Genomic DNA, 18340 nt, shown 5'->3' with positions numbered 1-18340 from the left:
CGAGGCCGCTCCCGCCGTGGTCGCGTTACTCGGCGGCGATCATCGCCGGGTCGTCAGCGTCGACTTCGCCATCATCCGGCTGTTGGTCCTCGTCGTCGGCGAGAAAGGCCGGCAGCGTTTCATCGCCTTCACCTCCGCTTGCATCGACCGAGGTCGTCGCATCGGGATCGGCGGACCGCAGCGGCTCCGGCAGCCAGCCGGTGTCGGCGAGCAGGCGTTCGGCCTCCTTCGCCATCTCGGGCTTTTTGAGATGATCGATGAGCTGCGCCTTCTCCTCGCCGAGCGCTTCCCGCACGGCTTCGACGATCCGGCTCTTCGTGACGCGGCCGAGGTAGTTCGCCACCGTCGGCCGCCAGCCGGCCTCCACCATGTCGAGGCCGGTGGCGCGCGCCAGCCGATCGGCATCGCGCATGCGCCGGTCGAGCCCGTGCTGGGTCACGCCATAGCCGCTATGGGGATTCGGGCGCTCGTAGAGCGCGTTGATGCCATAGCTGACGCAGTGGGCGAGCAGCGCGAGGCGGCTCGCATCGTCGAGGCCGGCGATCCAGTCCCACAGCCGATCGTCGTCATCGAGCGGCATGTCCGCCTTCCAGGCTTCCACGCGTGCCTGGATGGCCTTGGCGGAAGCGCTGTCCTTCAGGTCGGGGGCCTGGACGGGGAAGTGGACCTCCCGGACCGACGCCTCGACAGCGCAGCCGTGCGCGTTGCGCTTGAACGCATCGAGCACCAGCCTGTGCAGGAGCGCCGTCAGAGCCACCTGCGGGTGGTTGGCCACGGCGTCGCGCAGCGCCAGCGTGCGATAGGCGGTGAGCTCGATCACCAGCCGCTCGGCCAGCGGCTTGACGGCATCGTCTTCATCGTCCTCTTCGGCGCCGGTGGTCTGGCCGCCGATGGTGATGACAGCGCGCTGAGCGGACGGGGTCGCGGGAGCATCGTCGCCGCCGGGTTCTCCATCGGTCTCAGCGTCGCTGCTGTCGACGGCGACGGGCGCCTCGTCCTCCGGCCGCACATAGCCGCGATCGATCACGATCTCGCCGTCGCGGTCCACGCTGACGAAGACGCCGGCGCGCGCGATGTCAGCGGGATCGTAGACGACGGGACGTTTCTCGAAGGCTTCGAGAGCCTCCTCGATCTCGCCCAGGCGCCGATCGATCTCGTCCGGCAGCTCGTCGGCGCCGTCATACTCCGCCTCGAGCTGGTCGTACTCGGCGCGCAACGCCTCGCGTTCGGCCCGCTCCTCGTCGGTGAGATCGACGAACGTGCCGCCGATCTTGCGCAGGCCGTGGTCGTAGCCATAGGGCAGGTCGAGGTCGACGGCGACCCACTTCCAGCCTTCGCTCGCGATCCCGTCCGCGACTGTCTTCAGCTTCTGGCTGACCAGGCGGTGGAGGAGCGCCGGGTCGGCAAGCCAGCCGCCGTCATCCTCCTCGAACAGGTCGCGCAGGACGGCGCCGCCGGCCGCGACATAGGCATCGATGCCGACGAAGCGCGCGCGCTTGTCGGAGGCCGGGATCGTGGTCTCGGTAAGAAGCTGGCGGATATGCCAGGGCTGCCGATTGTAGGAATGCTGCACCGCCTCCCACACCTGCTCCTGGCGCTGGTGGTCTGGGTTGACGGTGAAGGCCATCAGCATGTCGAGTGTCATCCGCTCCTCGGCATAGGCGTCACGCAGGACGGGCGAGACGGCGTTGAGGCGCAGCCGCTGCTTCACGACCTGGACAGTCGTGAGGTAGGCGGCCGCGATTTCCTCCTCGGTCATGCCCTTGTCGAGCATGTCCTGGAAGGCGCGGAACTGGTCGAGCGGGTGAAGGCCGGCGCGCAGCAGGTTCTCGGCGAGGGAGTCGTCCTCGGCGAGGATCCTGGTGTCGGATTTGCGCACGATGCAGGGGACGAGCCCATCCTTGGGGAAGCGCTTCGCCTTCACCAGGCGCTCGATCGCGCGATAGCGGCGCCCGCCGGCCGGCACCTCGAACATGCCGGTCTCGTTGCCGTCCGCATCGAGAATGGCGCGCACGTTGAGGCCCTGTACGAGATCCTCGCGCCGGCCGATGTCATGGACCAGCGTGTCGAGCTCGGCCTCCGGCCGGGTGCGCCGGACATTGGACTCCGAGAGCACGAGCTTGTTGAAGGGAATGTCGCGCGAGCGCGAGAAGACGATCTTCCTGGCAGCCTTTGCCATGTCGGGATACTCCGCGACGGGCGCCGAGAGCCTCTCTCCCGGCTTCCAACCCGTCACGAAGCGAAGCGCCGCCCTCTTCCTCTGAGGACGGCGCCGCCTTCCGGCGATCCGGAGGGGCGTAGAACCGGAGAAGCGCAAACGCGCATCTCCGGCGCGGCGGGTTTCAGGATGGGCGTCACGCGTCATCGCGACGAGACAAGACCGCCTGGTAGAGGATGCGCTCGGCCGCTCGGATGCTTCCCGCTTCGCGGGCGGCCTCCGCCCAGACCGAGATCGGGAAGTCGCCGGTGAAGAGAATGTCGCGCTCGATCCCCATGCCGAACGGCAGGACGATCGAGGCCAGTTCCTCGAGCGAGAAACTGCCCAGTTCCGGATAGCCGAGATCGGCGAGGCCGAAGAGCGTGTCGCCGTCCGCATCGAGCTCGGTCGCGAGCCAGACGCCTTCGCCCAGCGGGTTGAAGAATCTGACTACCGGCACATGGTCGGCGCCGCGATCACGGCCGTTGGCGAGCAGGGGCTCGCGCAGGTCGTCGGTCAGGAGGATCATGCCGCCCTCCTGTCGTTCCCGGATTCGTTGGCCGTCTCGGCTTCGGGGAGGAAGGCGAGCAGCCAGTCGGCGGCCTTGCTGGCCTGAGATGCGGCGCGGACGATGGCGCGGTTGTCCTCGCGCAGCACCTCCAGCCAGGAGCCGATGTAGTCGGCATGGCGAACCGTGGGAGTGATGCCGAGGGAGGCGCAGCAGAAGGCGGCGTTCATCTCGGCGACCAGTTCCTCGAAGGCGTACTTCTTCGAGCCGAAGGAGCCGGAGAGATCGCGGCCGAGGCGGGACGCATGGCCTGTCGCGTGGCCGAGCTCATGCAGAGCCGTGCGGTGCCAGTTGATGGTCTCGAAATACGCTTGCGGCGGCGGCACCTGCACATAGTCCTGCGTCGGCACATAGAAGGCGCGGTCGCCGCCGATGCGGAAATCGATGCCCGTCGCCTTGATCAGCGCCTCGACGCGCGGCTCGATCAGTCCGGGTTCCGGCGCGGGCGGCGCGACGGCAAGGTCGGCGGGCAGATCCTCGCACTGCGCGACGTTGAACACGGTGAAGCGTTTGAGGAACGGAATCGCCTGCGCTTCCTCGCCGGTTTCCTGCGCGCGTTTCTTCTCGTCGTCGGGGATGAAGCGGTCGGCGTAGACGACGGTGGTGCCGCGCTCGCCCTTGCGGACATGGCCGCCGAGGGACAGCGCCTGGCGGAAGGTCAGCCAGCTCTGCACCGGAAAGCCGTGCTCGATCACCGCGCCCCACAGGATCAGCACGTTGATCCCGGAATATTGCCGGCCGGTCGCAGCATTGGCCGGCATGGCGAGCGGCGCCTTCGCCGCCGCCGTTCCCCAGGGCTGGACCCAGGGCACGCGGCCGGCCTCCAGCTCGGCGATGATCTTGTTGGTGATGTCGTCGTAAAGGCTCGTTCGGTCGGCGCCGGCGCGAGCATGGCGGTCGTGTCTGGACATCGCGGTTCTCCGCGACGGGCGCCGGAGGCCTCTCCTCCAGCCCTCAACCCGTCACGGCAGAGCCGGTCCGCACTCTCACTCTCTGCAGGGGGCGTTGCGGGGCTCCCCGCTAGCAAGGGTCGGCTCGAGACCGCGGCTCGGCCGCAGGGGAAGGCTTTCCCGCCTGGCCATGCAATGCGCGCTGATCGCCGATTACTGGGCTGGATCGGCTACGCTGGCCTTGTGCCGAGCCATGGTCCTGCCGGGTGATGTTGAACTATATGTTTTCTTGGCAGCTACGCTTCCGACGAAGACGAAAGCTCATGCCCGAAGTTCGTTCTGCGATCCCCGCCCGCAAGATCCTGCGGCGCTACCACGAGGCATGGTGGCCAAGTCTGCCGACGCTTTGGTGGATCTGTATGCGGCGGACGCAGTCCACGAATTCCCATTTCCATTGTCCGGCACCCCGGAGCGCTACTCCGGACGAGAGCAGCTCCGCGCCGGATATCGCGAGGCATGGAGCCGCACGCTGCTGCGGATAGACTCGATCGAGAATTTCACGGTCCACGAAACGCTAGACCCTAACGTCATTATAGCCGAGCAAGAGATGGGAGGGACGATCGAGCCCATTGGGGAGGGCGTCCGTCTGCCCTTCCTGCTCGTGCTGCGGCTGTAGGACGGCCTGATCTCGCATGTACGAGATTATCTCGACGTATTCAGGATCGTCTCGCTGGTTCGCGGAGCGATGAATCGCCGTGAAGCTGAATGACGGGCTCACGAGGATGCATTCGCCGCTGCATGGAGCTGCTGCATCGAGTCAAGGATAAGGTCGAAGCTGGGCGGCTCGCCAAAGATCATCGCGGCGGTGTTGGCGTAATCACGGCGAAGCGCGTCAATCATGCCCTCGACAGGGGCAATCGCGAATGTGCCGGGCTGCGCTGACGCAAGGTCGAAGTCCGGCCGGTCGAAGAACATGCGCGCGTGGCGCACGCAGTCGCGTGCAAGCTCCAGGTCGCTCAACGCGTCCTTCCCCGCCTGCGACGCGAGCAGCTGGTGAAGGTCGTAATAATGGCGCGAAATGCGCTGGCCTTCCTGGCGCAGCACGCCGCGCCGCTCATACCATCGCCGCAGGCCGTGCGCGATCACCACCTTGTCCCAGAAGGTTCGGCCTGGCTCGATGGTCGTGACGTTGGGGACCGAAAGGTCCAGGTCGGGAGTCTCGTCGGCAATGTATGGCTTGATCAGGACCGGACGGTTGGGATCGAGCGCTGACTTCGCACCTGACTCGATCCGCACGGCCGGGCGCACATAGCCGTCGTCGCGCGGTTCAACCTCCGGATACCAGAGAAGCAAAGTCTGCCCCTCGGGATCGGCCTGATCGATCTCCACGCGCCCGGCTCCGCCCGTGGCCTCGGCCAGGAGCCCGGCGAGGCTCTCCCGAAGCGGACCGGTGACAAAAGCGCGGCAGGCGTCACGGATGGCGTCAAGCCTGGCGCGGCGCTTCTTGCCGGAGAGCGCCTCCAGTTCCTCGGCGGTTGCCGCTTGTTCGAGATCGTCACGGAAGACCGTAACGTCGATGTCCTCTGAAAACCGGTTGATGAGGCCATAGGCTTTGGACAGCGAGGTGCCGCCTTTGAAGAGAAGGCGCGGCCGGTCTGCGGGGAGGCGGTGATAGAGCGCGTCGAGCGTCCAGCAGACCCAGAAGTCCTTTTCGATGTTGCCGATCGGTGCGCCGAGCCGATTGGCAGTGGAGAGGAACAGATCGAGGCGGTCGCGCGCCGGGGCTCGGATGACCGCTGCATAAGCCTCGGCGGTCACGTCTTCGCGCCCTCGCCGACGATCAGCGGACGCAGGAACTCCTGCATCCAGATGGGTAGAGCCGAGAGCCCTTCGCGTAGATCATCGCGAATGCCCTGGCCGTGGTCCGGATCGGCGAGCAGCCGGCGCAGAATCTCGGTGACACGGGCGCGTTCGTCGTTCTCGTTCAGCACGTCCTGAAGCCAGTGCAGAGCCTGGACGACGCGCATCGCCGGCCGGCCGGCCCAGTAGAGCCGGCTTGCCGCGGCTGCCTTGAAGTGGATTTCCTGGTTGCCGAGCTTGATGGGCTTTAGTCGGGCATCGACCAGGACCTCGATGCGGGCGGGCACGGCTGTGGTGAGACCGAGATCGTTGGCAGCCGTCATGCCGTCCACGACGAAGCGGGCCTTGTCGCGCCGGGCGACGGCGCGGATGACGGCGCGATAGTCCGGCACGGTGGGACGGCCGGTCAGGCTGTTGACGCTCGGACGATCATAGAGGCCGCGATCGATTCGCCGGAGCTCGCCTGCAGCCGCCAAGCGCTGCAGCGATTTATCGACGGCGCCCCGGCCGGCGAGATCGGCGAAGTCGCTGGGCGTCCACACATCGCCCGGCTGTTCGGCGATGCGGGCGAGCAAGCGGCTGCGGAGGTCGGAACCCGGCTGGTGAGCATCGGTCATGTCCGAAATATGCCGCATGTTTCGGACGATGAGAAGCGTCCGAAGAATGCTACATTTTTCGGACGCGATCTGCTAAGAAATGCAACGGGGCCCAGCCAAAACCTCACTCGCATTCTGTTCTGCAATTGTTCTAAGGTGGCTTATGGGCGAGCTGGCCTGAGTCGCGCCGGGAAAGGAGTAGAACAAAGCCGATGTGGCCCGATAACGAGACCGAACGTGACTTCCTGAACTTCTCCGGAGTGGCCGACACCGTAGCCGAGATTATCGTTCAGGCACGGGGGCGACCAATCTCCATTGGCGTGTCGGGAGCCTGGGGGATCGGCAAGTCTTCGATGATCAAGCTTACCCAGGCGTCCCTGGCTGCCCGGCCACGCAAGGAAGGTGAGCGGGAATTTGTCTTCGTCGAGTTCAACGCTTGGCTCTACCAAGGCTATGACGACGCTCGGGCCGCACTCATGGATGTGATTGCGACGAGGCTCGAAAAGGAAGCAAAGGCACGCGAAAAGGCCATCGACAAGGCCAAGGCGCTGGTGAAGCGCGTGAACTGGCTGCGTGCGGCAAAGCTGGTCGCCGGCTCTACGGTTGCAATGTCGCTGGGCCTGCCTCCGACGGGACTGATCGGGGAAGTCTGGGGCCTGGGCCAGCGCTTCTTCTCGGGCAGCGTTGACGGCAAGCTGCTTGAGGAGGCGAAGGGCAAAGCTAGCGAGGTGGCCGAAACCGCGAGCGGGCTGTTGAACCCAAAAGAGGAAACGTCGCCACCGAAGGAGATCCAAGCGCTCCGTGACAATTTCGAGGAGACTTTGGAAGAGCTCGGCGTCACTCTCGTGGTGCTGATCGACGATCTTGACCGTTGCTTGCCCGAGACGACCATCTCGACGCTCGAGGCAATCCGGCTGTTCCTGTTCCTGAAGAACACGGCCTTCGTGATCGCCGCCGACAACGACATGATTAAACATGCCGTTCGCCGGCACTTCGAGGGCGTACCGGACGATCTCCTGGTCACCAACTATTTCGACAAGCTGATTCAGGTGCCTATCCGAGTGCCGCCGCTGGGCACCCAGGAGGTGCGTGCATATATGATGCTGCTGTTTGTCGAGAACAGCGAACTCGGCGATGATGTGAAGGAGAAGATCCGCGCGGGTGTCGTCGCCCAGCTCAGGCAAACCTGGGCTGGCAAGCGCGTTGATCGCGCCTTCGTCCAATCGCTGCATGATCCTTTGCCGGCCGAACTGATCGGCCGCTTCGACACGGCAGACCGCTTGGCGCCGCTGATGACAACGGCGTCGGGCATCCTGGGCAACCCCCGCCTGATCAAGCGATTTCTGAACGCCCTCGCCATCCGCATGACCATCTCAAATGCGCAGGGTGTCGGCGTGGACGAGGCCGTTCTGGCCAAGCTCCTGCTGTTCGAGCGGCTCGGAAACCCCAAGGCGTTCGCCGAACTGATGGCGCGGGTGAGCGCCAGCGATACCGGCAAGCCAGCTTTCCTTGCCGAGTGGGAGGAGAAGGCCATCGCCGGTCAGGACCAAACGCTTCCTGCGCCGTTCGATGATCCCTTCTTTGCCGAGTGGCTGACGCTGCCACCGTCGCTCGCCGATACGGACCTACGCGGTGCGCTGTACGTGAGCCGTGAGCACGCACCGCTGATCACTCCGGAGGACAGGCTCTCCTCAGAAGCCGCCGAGCTACTGACCGCGCTCCTTCAGCACCCGGAAATGGCGGCTAGCTTGAAGGAGCGACTCCTCCGCGTGCCACGGACCGAGATCACGATCGTCATGGACCGTCTGCTCGATCGTGCAAGGCAGGAGCAGGAGTGGGGTGTACCCGCCATTTTGGAAGCTTGTCTCATCGTTGCCGAGGCCGACCCGCCCCAAGGTGCGAGGCTTGCCGCCTTTCTCGGCGAACGTCCGGCCGCGCAGGTCCAAGCAAGTATCGTCCCGAAGATCGGCGACCAGCCCTGGGCTAAGGGCGTCTTCGATATATGGGATCGGGGGCAGGTGTCGCGGCCGGTGAAGACCGCCATCAAGAGGCAGAGAGAGAATGGGAACCTCGCAGTCTAGTGGCGGTCCAGGCAGCGGAGTCCCCATGGTGCCTTCATGGACGCCGGACCCGCCCGCAAACGAGCCGATTGGTGGTGAGCTGGGCACGGATGCGCCAACTGATGCCGAACCAAGCGCGCCTCAAGTAGCGCCGCCTACCCCGGCGCCGGTCGCGCCCCCTGCTCGATTTTTAGGTGTGCGTCGCGCGCTGGGCGATTTCGCGAGATCGGGTGATAGCCGGGATATGCGGCGCAGCCTCGGCCACTATGTCCGAACCGGGTATGGTGGATCGGGCACCGCGACGCGCCGCTTTGGCGGCACCGCCGCAACAGCCGGCGCACTCGGCGGAGCCTTAGCGCGCGTGGCAGCGGGACAGCCTGCCGCACCAGGCAGTCCGCTCGATCCGGCGCTTCTCGCGGGCCGTAACGCCCAGGAGGTCATGGATGCGGTCGTCGAAGCTGTCCGGCCGGTCGATGGCACCCAAGACGCCGAAGCGGAGCGGGCGGCAATTCGGGATGCCTTGTCCGAACTGCTCACCAAATTCCCAGAAGCAGACCTTCTGAATCTTGAGCCGGAGCAGCGGGCGTTCGCTATTGAACGATTCACGGCGATCGACGTGTTTCGCCGCTTCGAGCTCGATGTGGGCAAGACGATCGTCGAGAAGGCGCCCAGCGCCGTGACGGCTCTCTCGCGGCTCAAGGAAGTTCGCGAGTACGTGAAGCAGAGCGTGGCGGCGGCGTTCCGCAAGCTGCGCAACGCAGGGCGCAGTCTCACAAGCGGTCGCATCAGCCAAGTGGTCCGCGACGCGCTGCGGGAGACCTTCGATGTGTTCGAGGGCTACGCGGAATGAGGCTCGCTTGCCGTCCGGACGGAGTCGACCTGCTTGGCGGCGAGGACCTCCGCGTCGTACTCTACGGCCAGCCGCGGCAAGAGGGAGAGGGAAGCGCTGGAGATGCCGCCAAGGCGGAAATTCAACGGCGCAGGCTCGATCCTGCGCCAAAGGCGTGGGACCTTCTGTCGATCGCGCTGAGCGTCGTCACCGCCGATTTTGCGGTGGTGCGGGATCAGAGCGCCGACGGGTGGACGCGCGAAATAGAACTCGACATCGCGGTTGCAGATGCTCCGTTCTGGAGCGGGCAAACCGTGGCGCTTGCCCAAGCACTGGGTTTTCTGACGACGGACCGTTGGACTCTGCGCTTCCACGAATGTGGGCTATTGCCTGCTCCGCCGCGCGAGCCGGTCCGCCCCGCGGAGGATTGCGTCGTTCTCCTTTCGGGAGGGCTCGACAGTCTCGTCGGAGCGATTGATCTCGCTGCCGCAGGCCATAAGCCGTTTGCCGTCAGTCAGACCGTGCGAGGGGACGCAGACAAACAGGTGGATTTCGCCGCGAAAATCGGGGGTGGTCTCGGCCACCTTCAGCTGAACCATAACGCGAACACGCCGGGGATTCAGGAAGCTTCGCAGCGGGCAAGGTCGCTGATCTTCATCACTTTCGGGGTGATCGCCGCTACCGCTCTAAAGGCCTATCATGATGGTCAGGAGGTGCCGCTCTTTGTCTGCGAGAACGGGTTCATCGCCATCAATCCGCCGTTGACCGGCGGGCGCTTGGGGAGTCTCAGCACTCGCACCGCACACCCGGAGTTCTTCGCCCGCCTGCAGAATGTGCTCGATGCCGCTGGCCTGCGGGTGAAGATCACCAATCCATACGCAACCAAGACGAAAGGCGAGATGCTCAAGGAGTGTGCGGACCAAGCGCTTCTTCGCGCGGAGGCGGTCCGTTCCACGAGTTGTGGTCGTTTTCAACGATTCAATTATCGGCAATGCGGGCGTTGCGTTCCCTGTCAAGTGCGACGGGCCGCATTCCTCGCTTGGGGCGCGGCGCCAGACACGACGGACTATGTCTACGCGCCGATCGGGAAGGACGATGCGGAGCACGCCGGCTTCGATGACGTTCGTTCCGTCGCCATCGCGCTCGCGGCCGTCAAGGCCGATGGTCTTGAGAGTTGGCTCGGCCATGCACTCGCATCGCCCTACATCCAGGACCGTGCCGCCCTGCTCGGGATGCTTGAGCGGGGACTCGGCGAGCTTCGCGCACTTCACCAATCTCACGGGGTCAAGTGATCGATTTCCACGCTCACCTGGATCTTTATCCCGATCCAAACACGACAGTTCGCGAGTGCGTGGCCCGGAACATCTATGTTCTATCGGTCACTACAACGCCGTCCGCATGGGCTGGAACGGCCGCTCTGACAACGGGGGCTCCCAGGATACGCACTGCGCTTGGGCTCCATCCTCAGATAGCGCATGAGCGTAAAGGTGAGTTGCCGCTGTTCGAGCAGCTGCTTCCTCGAATGCGATACGTCGGTGAAATCGGGCTCGACGGCGGTCCAGAGTATAGGCGGCACTGGCCGGATCAGGAGCAAGTCTTCTCGCGCGTGCTCGAACTCTGCGCGCGGGCAGGCGGGCGGATTATGACCATCCATAGCCGGCGCGCCGCGACGCCGGTACTTGATGCGCTGCAGGCGCGGCCGGGGGCTGGCATTGCCATTCTGCACTGGTTCTCTGGAACGCAAAGGGAGCTGTCGCGCGCAGTTGACCTTGGCTGCTGGTTCAGCACAGGGCCGGCAATGTTGGCTGGCGAAAAGGGGCGCTCCTTGGTGATGAAGATGCCGCGCGACCGTGTACTCACAGAGTCGGATGGTCCTTTCGCGCAGGTCGACGGAAGGGCTGCGTGGCCGTGGGATGCCGATCGAGCGGTAGAGACGCTGGCGCAGATCTGGTCGCAGCCCGTGAATGAAGTACGCCGCCAGTTACTCGACAATCTTCGTCGACTGACCAAGAGTTTGGCGTGAGTAACTTATTTGACCCCGTCGCCGGAGCGAACTGTCATAGGTGTTGGCCGCCTTGCGCCTCACCACGGCGCAACTGGCCGCTGACCTCCCCGCTTTAAGCAGATTGTCGAGTGTCGATTATCACTATACGGTGGCTTGGCTAGGAGAGAATCGAAACGCGATGCATCCGGGAACGACCGTCCGGCAGGACTGCATTGAAAAGAATAGGTTAAGCGTCACCGACGCTGCCCGAATCCTCGGCGTTGATCGGCAGACTCTCAGCAACTTGCTGAACGCCCGGTCGGGTATCTCGCCGGAGATGGCCGTCCGGCTGGAAAAGGCGTTCGGCACGCCCGCGCGCGAATGGCTGATCCGGCAGCTCGACTACGAGCTGGCCGAGGTCATGCGCAGGGCCAAGAAAATCAAGGTTGAGCCCTTCGAGCCAACGGCCACGGACGGCGGGGGGGAACGATGAACGCCGTCGAGATTGAGGAGGCCATATCGAAACTCGCCGAGCAGCCGTTCGACGCCGAGGAGTTCCCCTATCTCTTCCTGCAAGCCTTCGGAAACAAGGAAACGACCCTAAAACGACTGCGCAAGGGCGAGTCGAACAAGTCCGACCTTGGCGGTGTCCTTCAGACCAACAACATCCATATCGCCGTCGCCGCCCCCGGCACGGTGACGCGCACCCTTGCCGCACTGAAGGCCAGCCCGGCGACGACGCGGGCGAAGGCGAAATTCGTTCTGGCGACGGACGGCGACACGTTCGAGGCCGAGGATCTGGCGTCGGGCGAGACGGTCGCCTGCGCCTATGCCGACTTCCCCGACCATTTCGGCTTCTTTCTGCCCCTTGCCGGCATCACAACCGTCAAGCAGGTGCGCGACAGCTCATTCGATATTCGCGCGACCAGCCGCTTGAACCGGCTCTATGTCGAGCTTCTGAAGGACAACCCGGACTGGGGCACGGCTGAGCGCCGTCCCGACATGAATCACTTCATGGCGCGGTTGATTTTCTGCTTCTTCGCCGAGGACACCGACATTTTTGCCAAGCCGCTCCTGTTCACCTCGACCGTGGAGCAGATGAGCGCCAAGGACTCGTCCAACACCCACGAGGTGATCGGCACGCTGTTCCGCGCCATGAATATGAAGCACGCAGCGCGGGCGGCGGCGAACATCCCCCGCTGGGCCGACCAGTTTCCCTATGTGAATGGTGGCCTGTTTTCCGGCACCATGGACGTGCCGCGCTTCAGTCGGATCGCGCGCTCCTACCTTCTCCACATCGGCGGCCTCGACTGGAAAAAGATCAACCCGGACATCTTTGGCTCGATGATTCAGGCCGTGGCCGATGACGAGGAGCGCGGCGCGCTCGGGATGCACTACACCAGCGTCCCGAACATCCTGAAGGTGCTCAATCCGCTGTTTCTCGACGATCTACGTGCGCGACTCGACGAGGCGGGGGACAATCCCCGCATGTTGCTGAATCTGCGCAAGCGTATGTCGCGGATCAGGGTCTTTGATCCGGCCTGCGGCTCCGGCAACTTCCTTGTCATTGCCTACAAGCAGATGCGGGAGATCGAGGCCGAGATCAACAAACGCCGGGGCGAGCCGGACAGGCGGAGCGAAATCCCGCTGACCAACTTCCGGGGGATTGAGCTGCGCAGCTTCCCGGCCGAGATTGCCCGCCTCGCCCTCATCATCGCCGAGTATCAGTGCGACGTGCTCTATCGCGGCCAGAAGGAAGCCCTGCGGGACTTCCTGCCGCTTGATGCCGAGAACTGGATCACCTGCGAAAATGCACTCCGGCTAGATTGGTTGAGCATTTGCCCGCCCACCGGTACAGGTGTGAAGCATCGGGCCGACGATCTGTTTCACACGCAGCTCGATCAAGCGCAAATCGACTTCGAGAACGAGGGCGGCGAGACTTACGTGTGCGGGAACCCGCCCTATGTCGGCGGAAAGAAGCAAACGCCCGAACAAAAGCACGACATGATCACCGTCTTCGGGCGCGGCGAGCAACACAAGAATCTCGACTACATCTGCGCATTCATCATTAAGGCTTGTCGCTTTCTGGATCACGCTGACAAAGCCGCACTTGTTTGCACCAATTCTGTTTCTCAGGGAACACACGTCCCGGTCTTATGGCCATTGATTCTTCAAACCGGCTGCCAGCTTGAGTTCGCCTATGAGGCATTCAAGTGGGCGAACAATGCACAACGCAACGCTGGTGTGTCATGCACGATCCTCGGACTAACTAAGAAGCAGACTAGCGTGCGGTACATCTATGGGGATGCTGCACGTCGCCAAGCGAGCAACATCAACCCGTATTTGGTTGACGGCCCCAACATCATTGTTGCCAGCCAGTCTCGGACTACGAACTCGCTGTCGAGCATGATCACTGGCAATGCGGCGTATGACGGCGGCCACCTGTTCCTCTCACCAGATGAGGCTCGCCAGTTGGTCACCGCCCATCCTGAGATGCGCTCCAGGTTGCGTAAGGCATCGGGGACGAGCGAGTTCGTTGATGGCGTGACGCGCTACTGCCTATGGTTGGAGGATGGCGACCTGCCCCTTGCCAAGAGCATACCGGCCGTAGCCTCGCGAATTGACGGCGTGACCAAGTACCGTATGGGCGGAGGCGAGGTTGCAGTAACGTTAGTCAAGCGGCCCCACCAGTTTCGATACAGGAACGGGAGCAAGGTGTCGCAGCTACTCGTGCCTCAGGTGTCATCCGAACGCAGGGAGTATCTTCCTGTGGGCCTGCTTGCGCCAGATACCGTGATTACACATCTGGCTCACGCCATCTACGATGGTACGTTGGTTGATTTTTCGTTCTTGGTCTCACGCTTGCATCTGGTTTGGGTAACGACCATCTGTGGAAAGCTCGAAACACGCATTCGGTACTCAAGCAATCTCGGCTGGAACACCTTCCCGGTCCCGACACTCACCGAGAAGAACAAGGCCGACCTGACCCGCTGTGCCGAGGACATTCTGTTGGCGCGCGAAGCGCATTTCCCGGCGACCATCGCTGACCTCTATGACCCCGACAAGATGCCTGCCGATTTGCGCGAAGCCCACGAGCGCAATGACGAGGTCCTTGAGCGCATCTATATCGGCCGCCGATTCCGCAACGACACCGAGCGGCTGGAAAAACTATTCGAGCTTTATACCAAGATGGTTGCCGGAGCGGGAGCGGGAAAGAAACGAAGGGTGGGAGCAGCATGAGCAGCCTCACCGACATTGAAAAACGATACTTTGAAAAGCTGCTTGGGATGCAGAGCGGCTATGTTCTGGACTATTCCGACGCGACGTTCGGAGAGTTTTTCAATCGGCACAAGATCAATATTCATGGCCAGAAGTATCAGACCTACGGCACCTCCAAGGCCAAGAAGATGCGCGCTTTCTGGGAGCAGGAGCCGGATGTTCTGGTCGGAAGGGTGCTGGGGGAGATGCTGGAAGCATATGAGGCCGATTGCAGCCTGAACAACCGTGACGTTGAAACATCCGTGCTGGAGAAAGCGCGCGGCATCGTCTCGCGGCTTTCCGGAGTGCCTGCACCCACGAAGCCGACCCAGACCATTGACGAATTTCTGCATAGCGAATTTTCGATTCCCAACATCCAGAAACTCCCGATTGAAGCGCAGGCCGTGCCGATCATCGAGAGCCGCCTTAACGAAGCGCGGATAGCGATGGGCGCAGGCGCGTATCTTTCCACCATCTTCCTGTGCGGCAGCGTTTTAGAAGCCGTCCTTCTCGGAGCGGCGCAGAAGGAGCCAGCCCGCTTCAACAGGGCTTCGGCCAGTCCGAAGGCCGTTGACGGCAGCGTGAAGCGGTTTCACGAATGGAGCCTCGCACAGTTCATAGATGTCGCCTGCGAGGCTGGGTTGCTGAAGCCGGACGTCAAAAAGTTCAGCCACGGGCTTCGGGATTTTCGCAATTACATTCACCCGTATGAGCAAATGCTATCAGGCTTTACGCCGGATCAGCATACGGCGAAAGTCTGTTTTCAGGTGCTTAAGGCGGCGCTTGCCAGCGTTGCGGGGGAAAGAAAATGAAGCCGGAAGCCAAATCCATCCCCTCCGTCTCTGTCACCTACGCGCGCAACGGCAGCTCGACGAAGGCCAATGCCCTCGGCATGAGGCCGATGCAAGAGCGCGCCTATGAGAAACGGGGCGAGCAATATCTTCTCATCAAGTCGCCGCCGGCCTCGGGGAAGAGCCGCGCGCTCATGTTCATCGCCCTCGACAAGCTCCACAATCAGGGCTTGAAGCAGGCGATCATCGTGGTGCCGGAAAAGGCTATCGGCGCGAGCTTCAACGATGAAGCCTTGTCCAAGTTCGGCTTCTGGACGGACTGGATCGTCGCGCCGAAGTGGAACCTCTGCAACGCGCCGGGCTCGGACAACGGCGGGAAGGTGAATTCCGTCGAGGCGTTCCTGAAAAGCGACGACAAGGTGCTGGTCTGCACCCATGCCACCTTCCGCTTCGCCGTGGACAGGTTCGGGGTGGAAGCCTTCGATGATCGGCTGATCGCGGTTGACGAGTTCCATCACGTCTCGACCAACCCCGACAACAAGCTCGGCCTGCATCTCGGCCAGTTCATCGCTCGCGACCGCGTGCATATCGTGGCGATGACGGGCTCCTATTTCCGGGGCGACGCCGAGGCCGTGCTTGCCCCGCAGGACGAGTCGAAGTTCGATACTGTCACCTACACCTACTATGAACAACTCAATGGCTACGAATATCTCAAGCAACTCGACATAGGTTATTTCTTCTACAACGGCCCGTATACGGACGACATCCTGAAGGTGCTCGACCCGGCCGAGAAAACCATCATCCACATTCCGAATGTCAATTCCCGCGAAAGCATGGGAGATAAGATCAAGGAGGTGGAACACATCCTCCACGAGCTGGGCGAATGGCAGGGCCGCGACCCTGCGACCGGCTTCCAACTGGTCAAGACCTCAGCGGGCTGCATCCTTCGTATCGCCGACCTGGTGGACGACGATCCCGCCAAGCGCGACCGCGTGACCGCCGCGCTGAAGGACCCAGCGCAAAAGAACAACCGCGACCATGTGGACATCATCATCGCGCTCGGGATGGCGAAGGAGGGCTTCGACTGGATCTGGTGTGAGCACGCCCTGACGGTCGGCTATCGGTCGAGCCTGACCGAGATCGTGCAAATCATCGGCCGCGCCACCCGCGACGCGCCGGGCAAGGTGCGCGCTCGCTTCACCAACCTGATCGCCGAGCCGGATGCGTCGGAAGAGGCCGTCACGGAGGCAGTGAACGACACGCTGAAGGCTATCGCTGCCAGCCTTCTCATGGAGCAGGTGCTTGCGCCGCGCTTCGAGTTCAAGCCGAAGAACCCGCAGGGCGGCCCGACGCCGGGCTTTGACTACGGTGAAGGCGGCTACGATCCCGATAAGACCAATGTCGGCTTCAACGAGGAAACCGGCCAGTTCCAGATCGAGATCAAGGGCCTTGTCGAGCCGAAGAGCCAGGAGGCGCAACGCATCTGCCAGCAGGACCTGAACGAGGTCATCGCCGCCTTCGTGCAGGACAAGACCACGATCACGCGCGGCCTGTTCGATGGGGAACACGCAGGCGGCGAGACCCTGGCGGAGGAGCTTACGCAGCTCCGCATGGGCAAGATCATCAAGGACAAATATCCCGAGCTGGATGAGGAAGATCAGGAGGCCGTGCGCCAGCACGCCGTCGCGGCCCTGAACCTCACGCAGAAAGCCAAGGAAGTCGCGCTTGGGGGAGCCGAGGGTGACGGTGAAAAGAGCCTCAATACCGCCTTCATCGAGGGCGTCCGCAAATACGCAATGGATGTGCGCGAGCTGGACATCGACCTGATCGACCGCATCAATCCGTTCGGCGAAGCCTATGCCATTCTCGCCAAGACCATGAGCGAGGAGAGCCTGAAGCAGGTCGCAGCCGTGATCGGCGCCAAGCGTGTCAATCTGACCATTGAGGAGGCGCGTGAGCTTGCCAAACGGGCCCTAAAGTTCAAGCAGGAGCGCGGTCGGCTGCCTTCGATCACCTCGGCCGACGCTTGGGAAAAGCGCATGGCCGAGGGCGTGGCGTTCCTTCAACGCATGAAGGCGGAGGCGGCACGTGGCTAAGGGCTTTACCGACGAGGATGACGCGCTTCTCGCCGAGCTTGGCGTCCAGGCCGAGGCGAAGAAGGAGTCGAGCCGGACGCCTCGCGAGGAGCGGATCATCGCCGGTTTCGAGGAGATACAGCGGTTCGTCGAACAACATGGCCGCGCTCCACAACACGGCGAGGACCGCGACATCTTCGAGCGCTTGTATGCCGTGCGCCTTGATCGCCTGCGCGAGCTGGCCGATTGCCGCGCCGTGATCGAACCCCTCGACCATCAAGGACTTCTAACCGGCGCGCAACCCGCGCCGCTTGGTGTTCCTGAGGACATCAACGATGACGAGCTTCTGGCGCAGCTCGGCGTGGATGACACCACACCCGGCGGCATCGCGGAGTTGCGGCATGTCCGCTCCGCTGCCGACAAACGCGCAGCGGAGGAGATTGCCAACCGCCAGAGATGCGAGGACTTCGACAACTTCAAACCGCTGTTCGAGCAGGTGCAAAAGGAGCTTGGCGCCGGTCTTCGGCAGACCCGCCGCTTCGAGCGCAAGTCCGAGATCGCGCCAGGCCGCTTCTATATTTTGGGCGGTCAGAAAGCCTATGTCGCAACTATGGAACAGCCCACGGTTAACGAGCACGGCAATATCGACGCCCGGCTGCGTGTGATCTTCGACAACGGCACCGAGAGCAATCTGCTTATGCGGTCGCTCCAAAAAGCGCTGCAACAGGACCCGGCCGGACGGCGGATCGTCGAGCTCTCGGCCGGCCCATTGTTCTCTGATCAGAATGAAGAAGGGGATGAGGCCAGCGGCATCGTTTATGTGCTGCGCAGCAAGTCCGACCACCCGGCCGTCGCGGCCCACCGTGACGTGCTGCACAAGATCGGCGTGACCGGCGGCGATATTGCGCGCCGCCTCGCCAATGCCAAGCTCGATCCGACCTTCCTCATGGCTGAGGTTGAGGTCGTTGCCACCTACGAGCTGTTCAACATCAACCGCACGCGGCTTGAGAACTTGATCCATCGGATCTTCGGCCCGGCCCGGCTCGACATCGAGATCAAAGACCGATTTGGTCAACCCGTCATCCCACGCGAATGGTTCCTCGTGCCCCTTTTCGTGATCGACGAGGCAATCGAAAAGATCAGGGACGGGACGATCACCGGCTATGTGTATGACCCGAAATCAGCTCGGCTGGTTCAGCGCGAAAGTGGCCATACCAATATTGGGGGGTGAC

General features: G+C 63.0%; 15 protein-coding genes. 10 read left to right on the top strand and 5 right to left on the bottom strand.

The features are described 5' to 3' along the window. Positions 1–25: 25 nt before the first annotated feature. The 3 genes from FRZ61_RS16045 to FRZ61_RS16035 form a co-directional block, all read right to left on the bottom strand. A complete protein-coding gene (locus FRZ61_RS16045) occupies positions 26–2179 on the bottom strand; it encodes a Spo0J and enkurin domain-containing protein (protein ID WP_151118692.1) in 2154 nt (717 codons plus the stop codon). A gap of 175 nt (positions 2180–2354) precedes the next feature. Beyond that, positions 2355–2726 (bottom strand): DUF2958 domain-containing protein, encoded by a 372-nt coding sequence (locus FRZ61_RS16040; protein WP_151118691.1) that lies wholly within the window; start codon positions 2724–2726, stop codon positions 2355–2357. After that, positions 2723–3676 (bottom strand): ArdC family protein, encoded by a 954-nt coding sequence (locus FRZ61_RS16035; protein WP_151118690.1) that lies wholly within the window; start codon positions 3674–3676, stop codon positions 2723–2725. Before FRZ61_RS16035 ends, FRZ61_RS16040 begins: the two co-directional genes overlap by 4 nt. 364 nt (positions 3677–4040) lie before the next feature. Between FRZ61_RS16035 and FRZ61_RS16030 the strand changes: the two genes are divergently transcribed. Next, positions 4041–4331: a nuclear transport factor 2 family protein gene (locus FRZ61_RS16030; RefSeq protein ID WP_263641735.1), complete on the top strand. Its 291-nt coding sequence runs from the start codon at positions 4041–4043 to the stop codon at positions 4329–4331. Positions 4332–4429: 98 nt separating this feature from the next. Here FRZ61_RS16030 and FRZ61_RS16025 read toward each other — a convergent pair whose 3' ends face one another. Together FRZ61_RS16025 and FRZ61_RS16020 are read right to left on the bottom strand one after the other, a co-directional pair. Then, positions 4430–5473 carry a nucleotidyl transferase AbiEii/AbiGii toxin family protein gene (locus tag FRZ61_RS16025; protein ID WP_151118689.1) on the bottom strand — a complete coding sequence of 348 codons (1044 nt, stop codon included), beginning with the start codon at positions 5471–5473 and terminating at the stop codon, positions 4430–4432. After that, positions 5470–6090, bottom strand: coding sequence for a DUF6088 family protein (locus FRZ61_RS16020; protein WP_225308835.1), 621 nt, complete (start codon positions 6088–6090; stop codon positions 5470–5472). The genes FRZ61_RS16025 and FRZ61_RS16020 overlap by 4 nt, the downstream gene beginning before the upstream one ends. Positions 6091–6323: 233 nt before the next feature. Here FRZ61_RS16020 and FRZ61_RS16015 point away from each other — a divergent pair, with 233 nt between their 5' ends. The 9 genes from FRZ61_RS16015 (at position 6324) to FRZ61_RS15975 (ending at position 18339) form a co-directional block, all read left to right on the top strand. Continuing rightward, on the top strand, positions 6324–8192 hold the full coding sequence (locus FRZ61_RS16015) for a KAP family P-loop NTPase fold protein (RefSeq protein WP_151118687.1): 1869 nt from the start codon (positions 6324–6326) through the stop codon (positions 8190–8192). 223 nt (positions 8193–8415) lie between these two features. Further along, complete coding sequence (gene qatB, locus FRZ61_RS16010; RefSeq protein ID WP_225308834.1) at positions 8416–9021, top strand: Qat anti-phage system associated protein QatB; 606 nt, start codon at positions 8416–8418, stop codon at positions 9019–9021. After that, on the top strand, positions 9018–10292 hold the full coding sequence (qatC, locus tag FRZ61_RS16005; protein ID WP_151118685.1) for a Qat anti-phage system QueC-like protein QatC: 1275 nt from the start codon (positions 9018–9020) through the stop codon (positions 10290–10292). Before qatB ends, qatC begins: the two co-directional genes overlap by 4 nt. Then, complete coding sequence (qatD, locus tag FRZ61_RS16000; RefSeq protein WP_151118684.1) at positions 10289–11023, top strand: Qat anti-phage system TatD family nuclease QatD; 735 nt, start codon at positions 10289–10291, stop codon at positions 11021–11023. The genes qatC and qatD overlap by 4 nt, the downstream gene beginning before the upstream one ends. A gap of 52 nt (positions 11024–11075) precedes the next feature. Next, positions 11076–11477, top strand: a complete 402-nt coding sequence (locus FRZ61_RS15995) for a HigA family addiction module antitoxin (RefSeq protein WP_225308833.1) — start codon at positions 11076–11078, stop codon at positions 11475–11477. After that, complete coding sequence (locus FRZ61_RS15990) at positions 11474–14224, top strand: class I SAM-dependent DNA methyltransferase (protein WP_151118683.1); 2751 nt, start codon at positions 11474–11476, stop codon at positions 14222–14224. Before FRZ61_RS15995 ends, FRZ61_RS15990 begins: the two co-directional genes overlap by 4 nt. After that, on the top strand, positions 14221–15054 hold the full coding sequence (locus tag FRZ61_RS15985; protein WP_151118682.1) for a hypothetical protein: 834 nt from the start codon (positions 14221–14223) through the stop codon (positions 15052–15054). Before FRZ61_RS15990 ends, FRZ61_RS15985 begins: the two co-directional genes overlap by 4 nt. Next, positions 15051–17129, top strand: a complete 2079-nt coding sequence (locus tag FRZ61_RS15980; RefSeq protein ID WP_151118681.1) for a DEAD/DEAH box helicase — start codon at positions 15051–15053, stop codon at positions 17127–17129. Before FRZ61_RS15985 ends, FRZ61_RS15980 begins: the two co-directional genes overlap by 4 nt. Next, positions 17122–18339 carry a GIY-YIG nuclease family protein gene (locus FRZ61_RS15975; protein WP_151118680.1) on the top strand — a complete coding sequence of 406 codons (1218 nt, stop codon included), beginning with the start codon at positions 17122–17124 and terminating at the stop codon, positions 18337–18339. The genes FRZ61_RS15980 and FRZ61_RS15975 overlap by 8 nt, the downstream gene beginning before the upstream one ends. Position 18340 lies beyond the last annotated feature (1 nt).

Origin of the sequence: Hypericibacter adhaerens, assembly GCF_008728835.1 — a bacterium.
In the GTDB taxonomy this organism is placed as follows: Bacteria; Pseudomonadota; Alphaproteobacteria; order Dongiales; family Dongiaceae; genus Hypericibacter; species Hypericibacter adhaerens.
This window is presented reverse-complemented; position numbering and strand designations above follow the sequence as displayed.

Bases quoted from the DNA above. Each gene is read 5' to 3' on its own strand.
- FRZ61_RS16015 (WP_151118687.1), top strand. From the start codon at position 6,324: ATGTGGCCCGATAACGAGACCGAACGTGACTTCCTGAACTTCTCCGGA.
- FRZ61_RS15990 (WP_151118683.1), top strand. From the start codon at position 11,474: ATGAACGCCGTCGAGATTGAGGAGGCCATATCGAAACTCGCCGAGCAG.
- FRZ61_RS15980 (WP_151118681.1), top strand. From the start codon at position 15,051: ATGAAGCCGGAAGCCAAATCCATCCCCTCCGTCTCTGTCACCTACGCG.
- FRZ61_RS16035 (WP_151118690.1), bottom strand. From the start codon at position 3,676: ATGTCCAGACACGACCGCCATGCTCGCGCCGGCGCCGACCGAACGAGC.
- FRZ61_RS16040 (WP_151118691.1), bottom strand. From the start codon at position 2,726: ATGATCCTCCTGACCGACGACCTGCGCGAGCCCCTGCTCGCCAACGGC.
- FRZ61_RS15985 (WP_151118682.1), top strand. From the start codon at position 14,221: ATGAGCAGCCTCACCGACATTGAAAAACGATACTTTGAAAAGCTGCTT.
- qatC (WP_151118685.1), top strand. From the start codon at position 9,018: ATGAGGCTCGCTTGCCGTCCGGACGGAGTCGACCTGCTTGGCGGCGAG.
- qatB (WP_225308834.1), top strand. From the start codon at position 8,416: ATGCGGCGCAGCCTCGGCCACTATGTCCGAACCGGGTATGGTGGATCG.
- FRZ61_RS16045 (WP_151118692.1), bottom strand. From the start codon at position 2,179: ATGGCAAAGGCTGCCAGGAAGATCGTCTTCTCGCGCTCGCGCGACATT.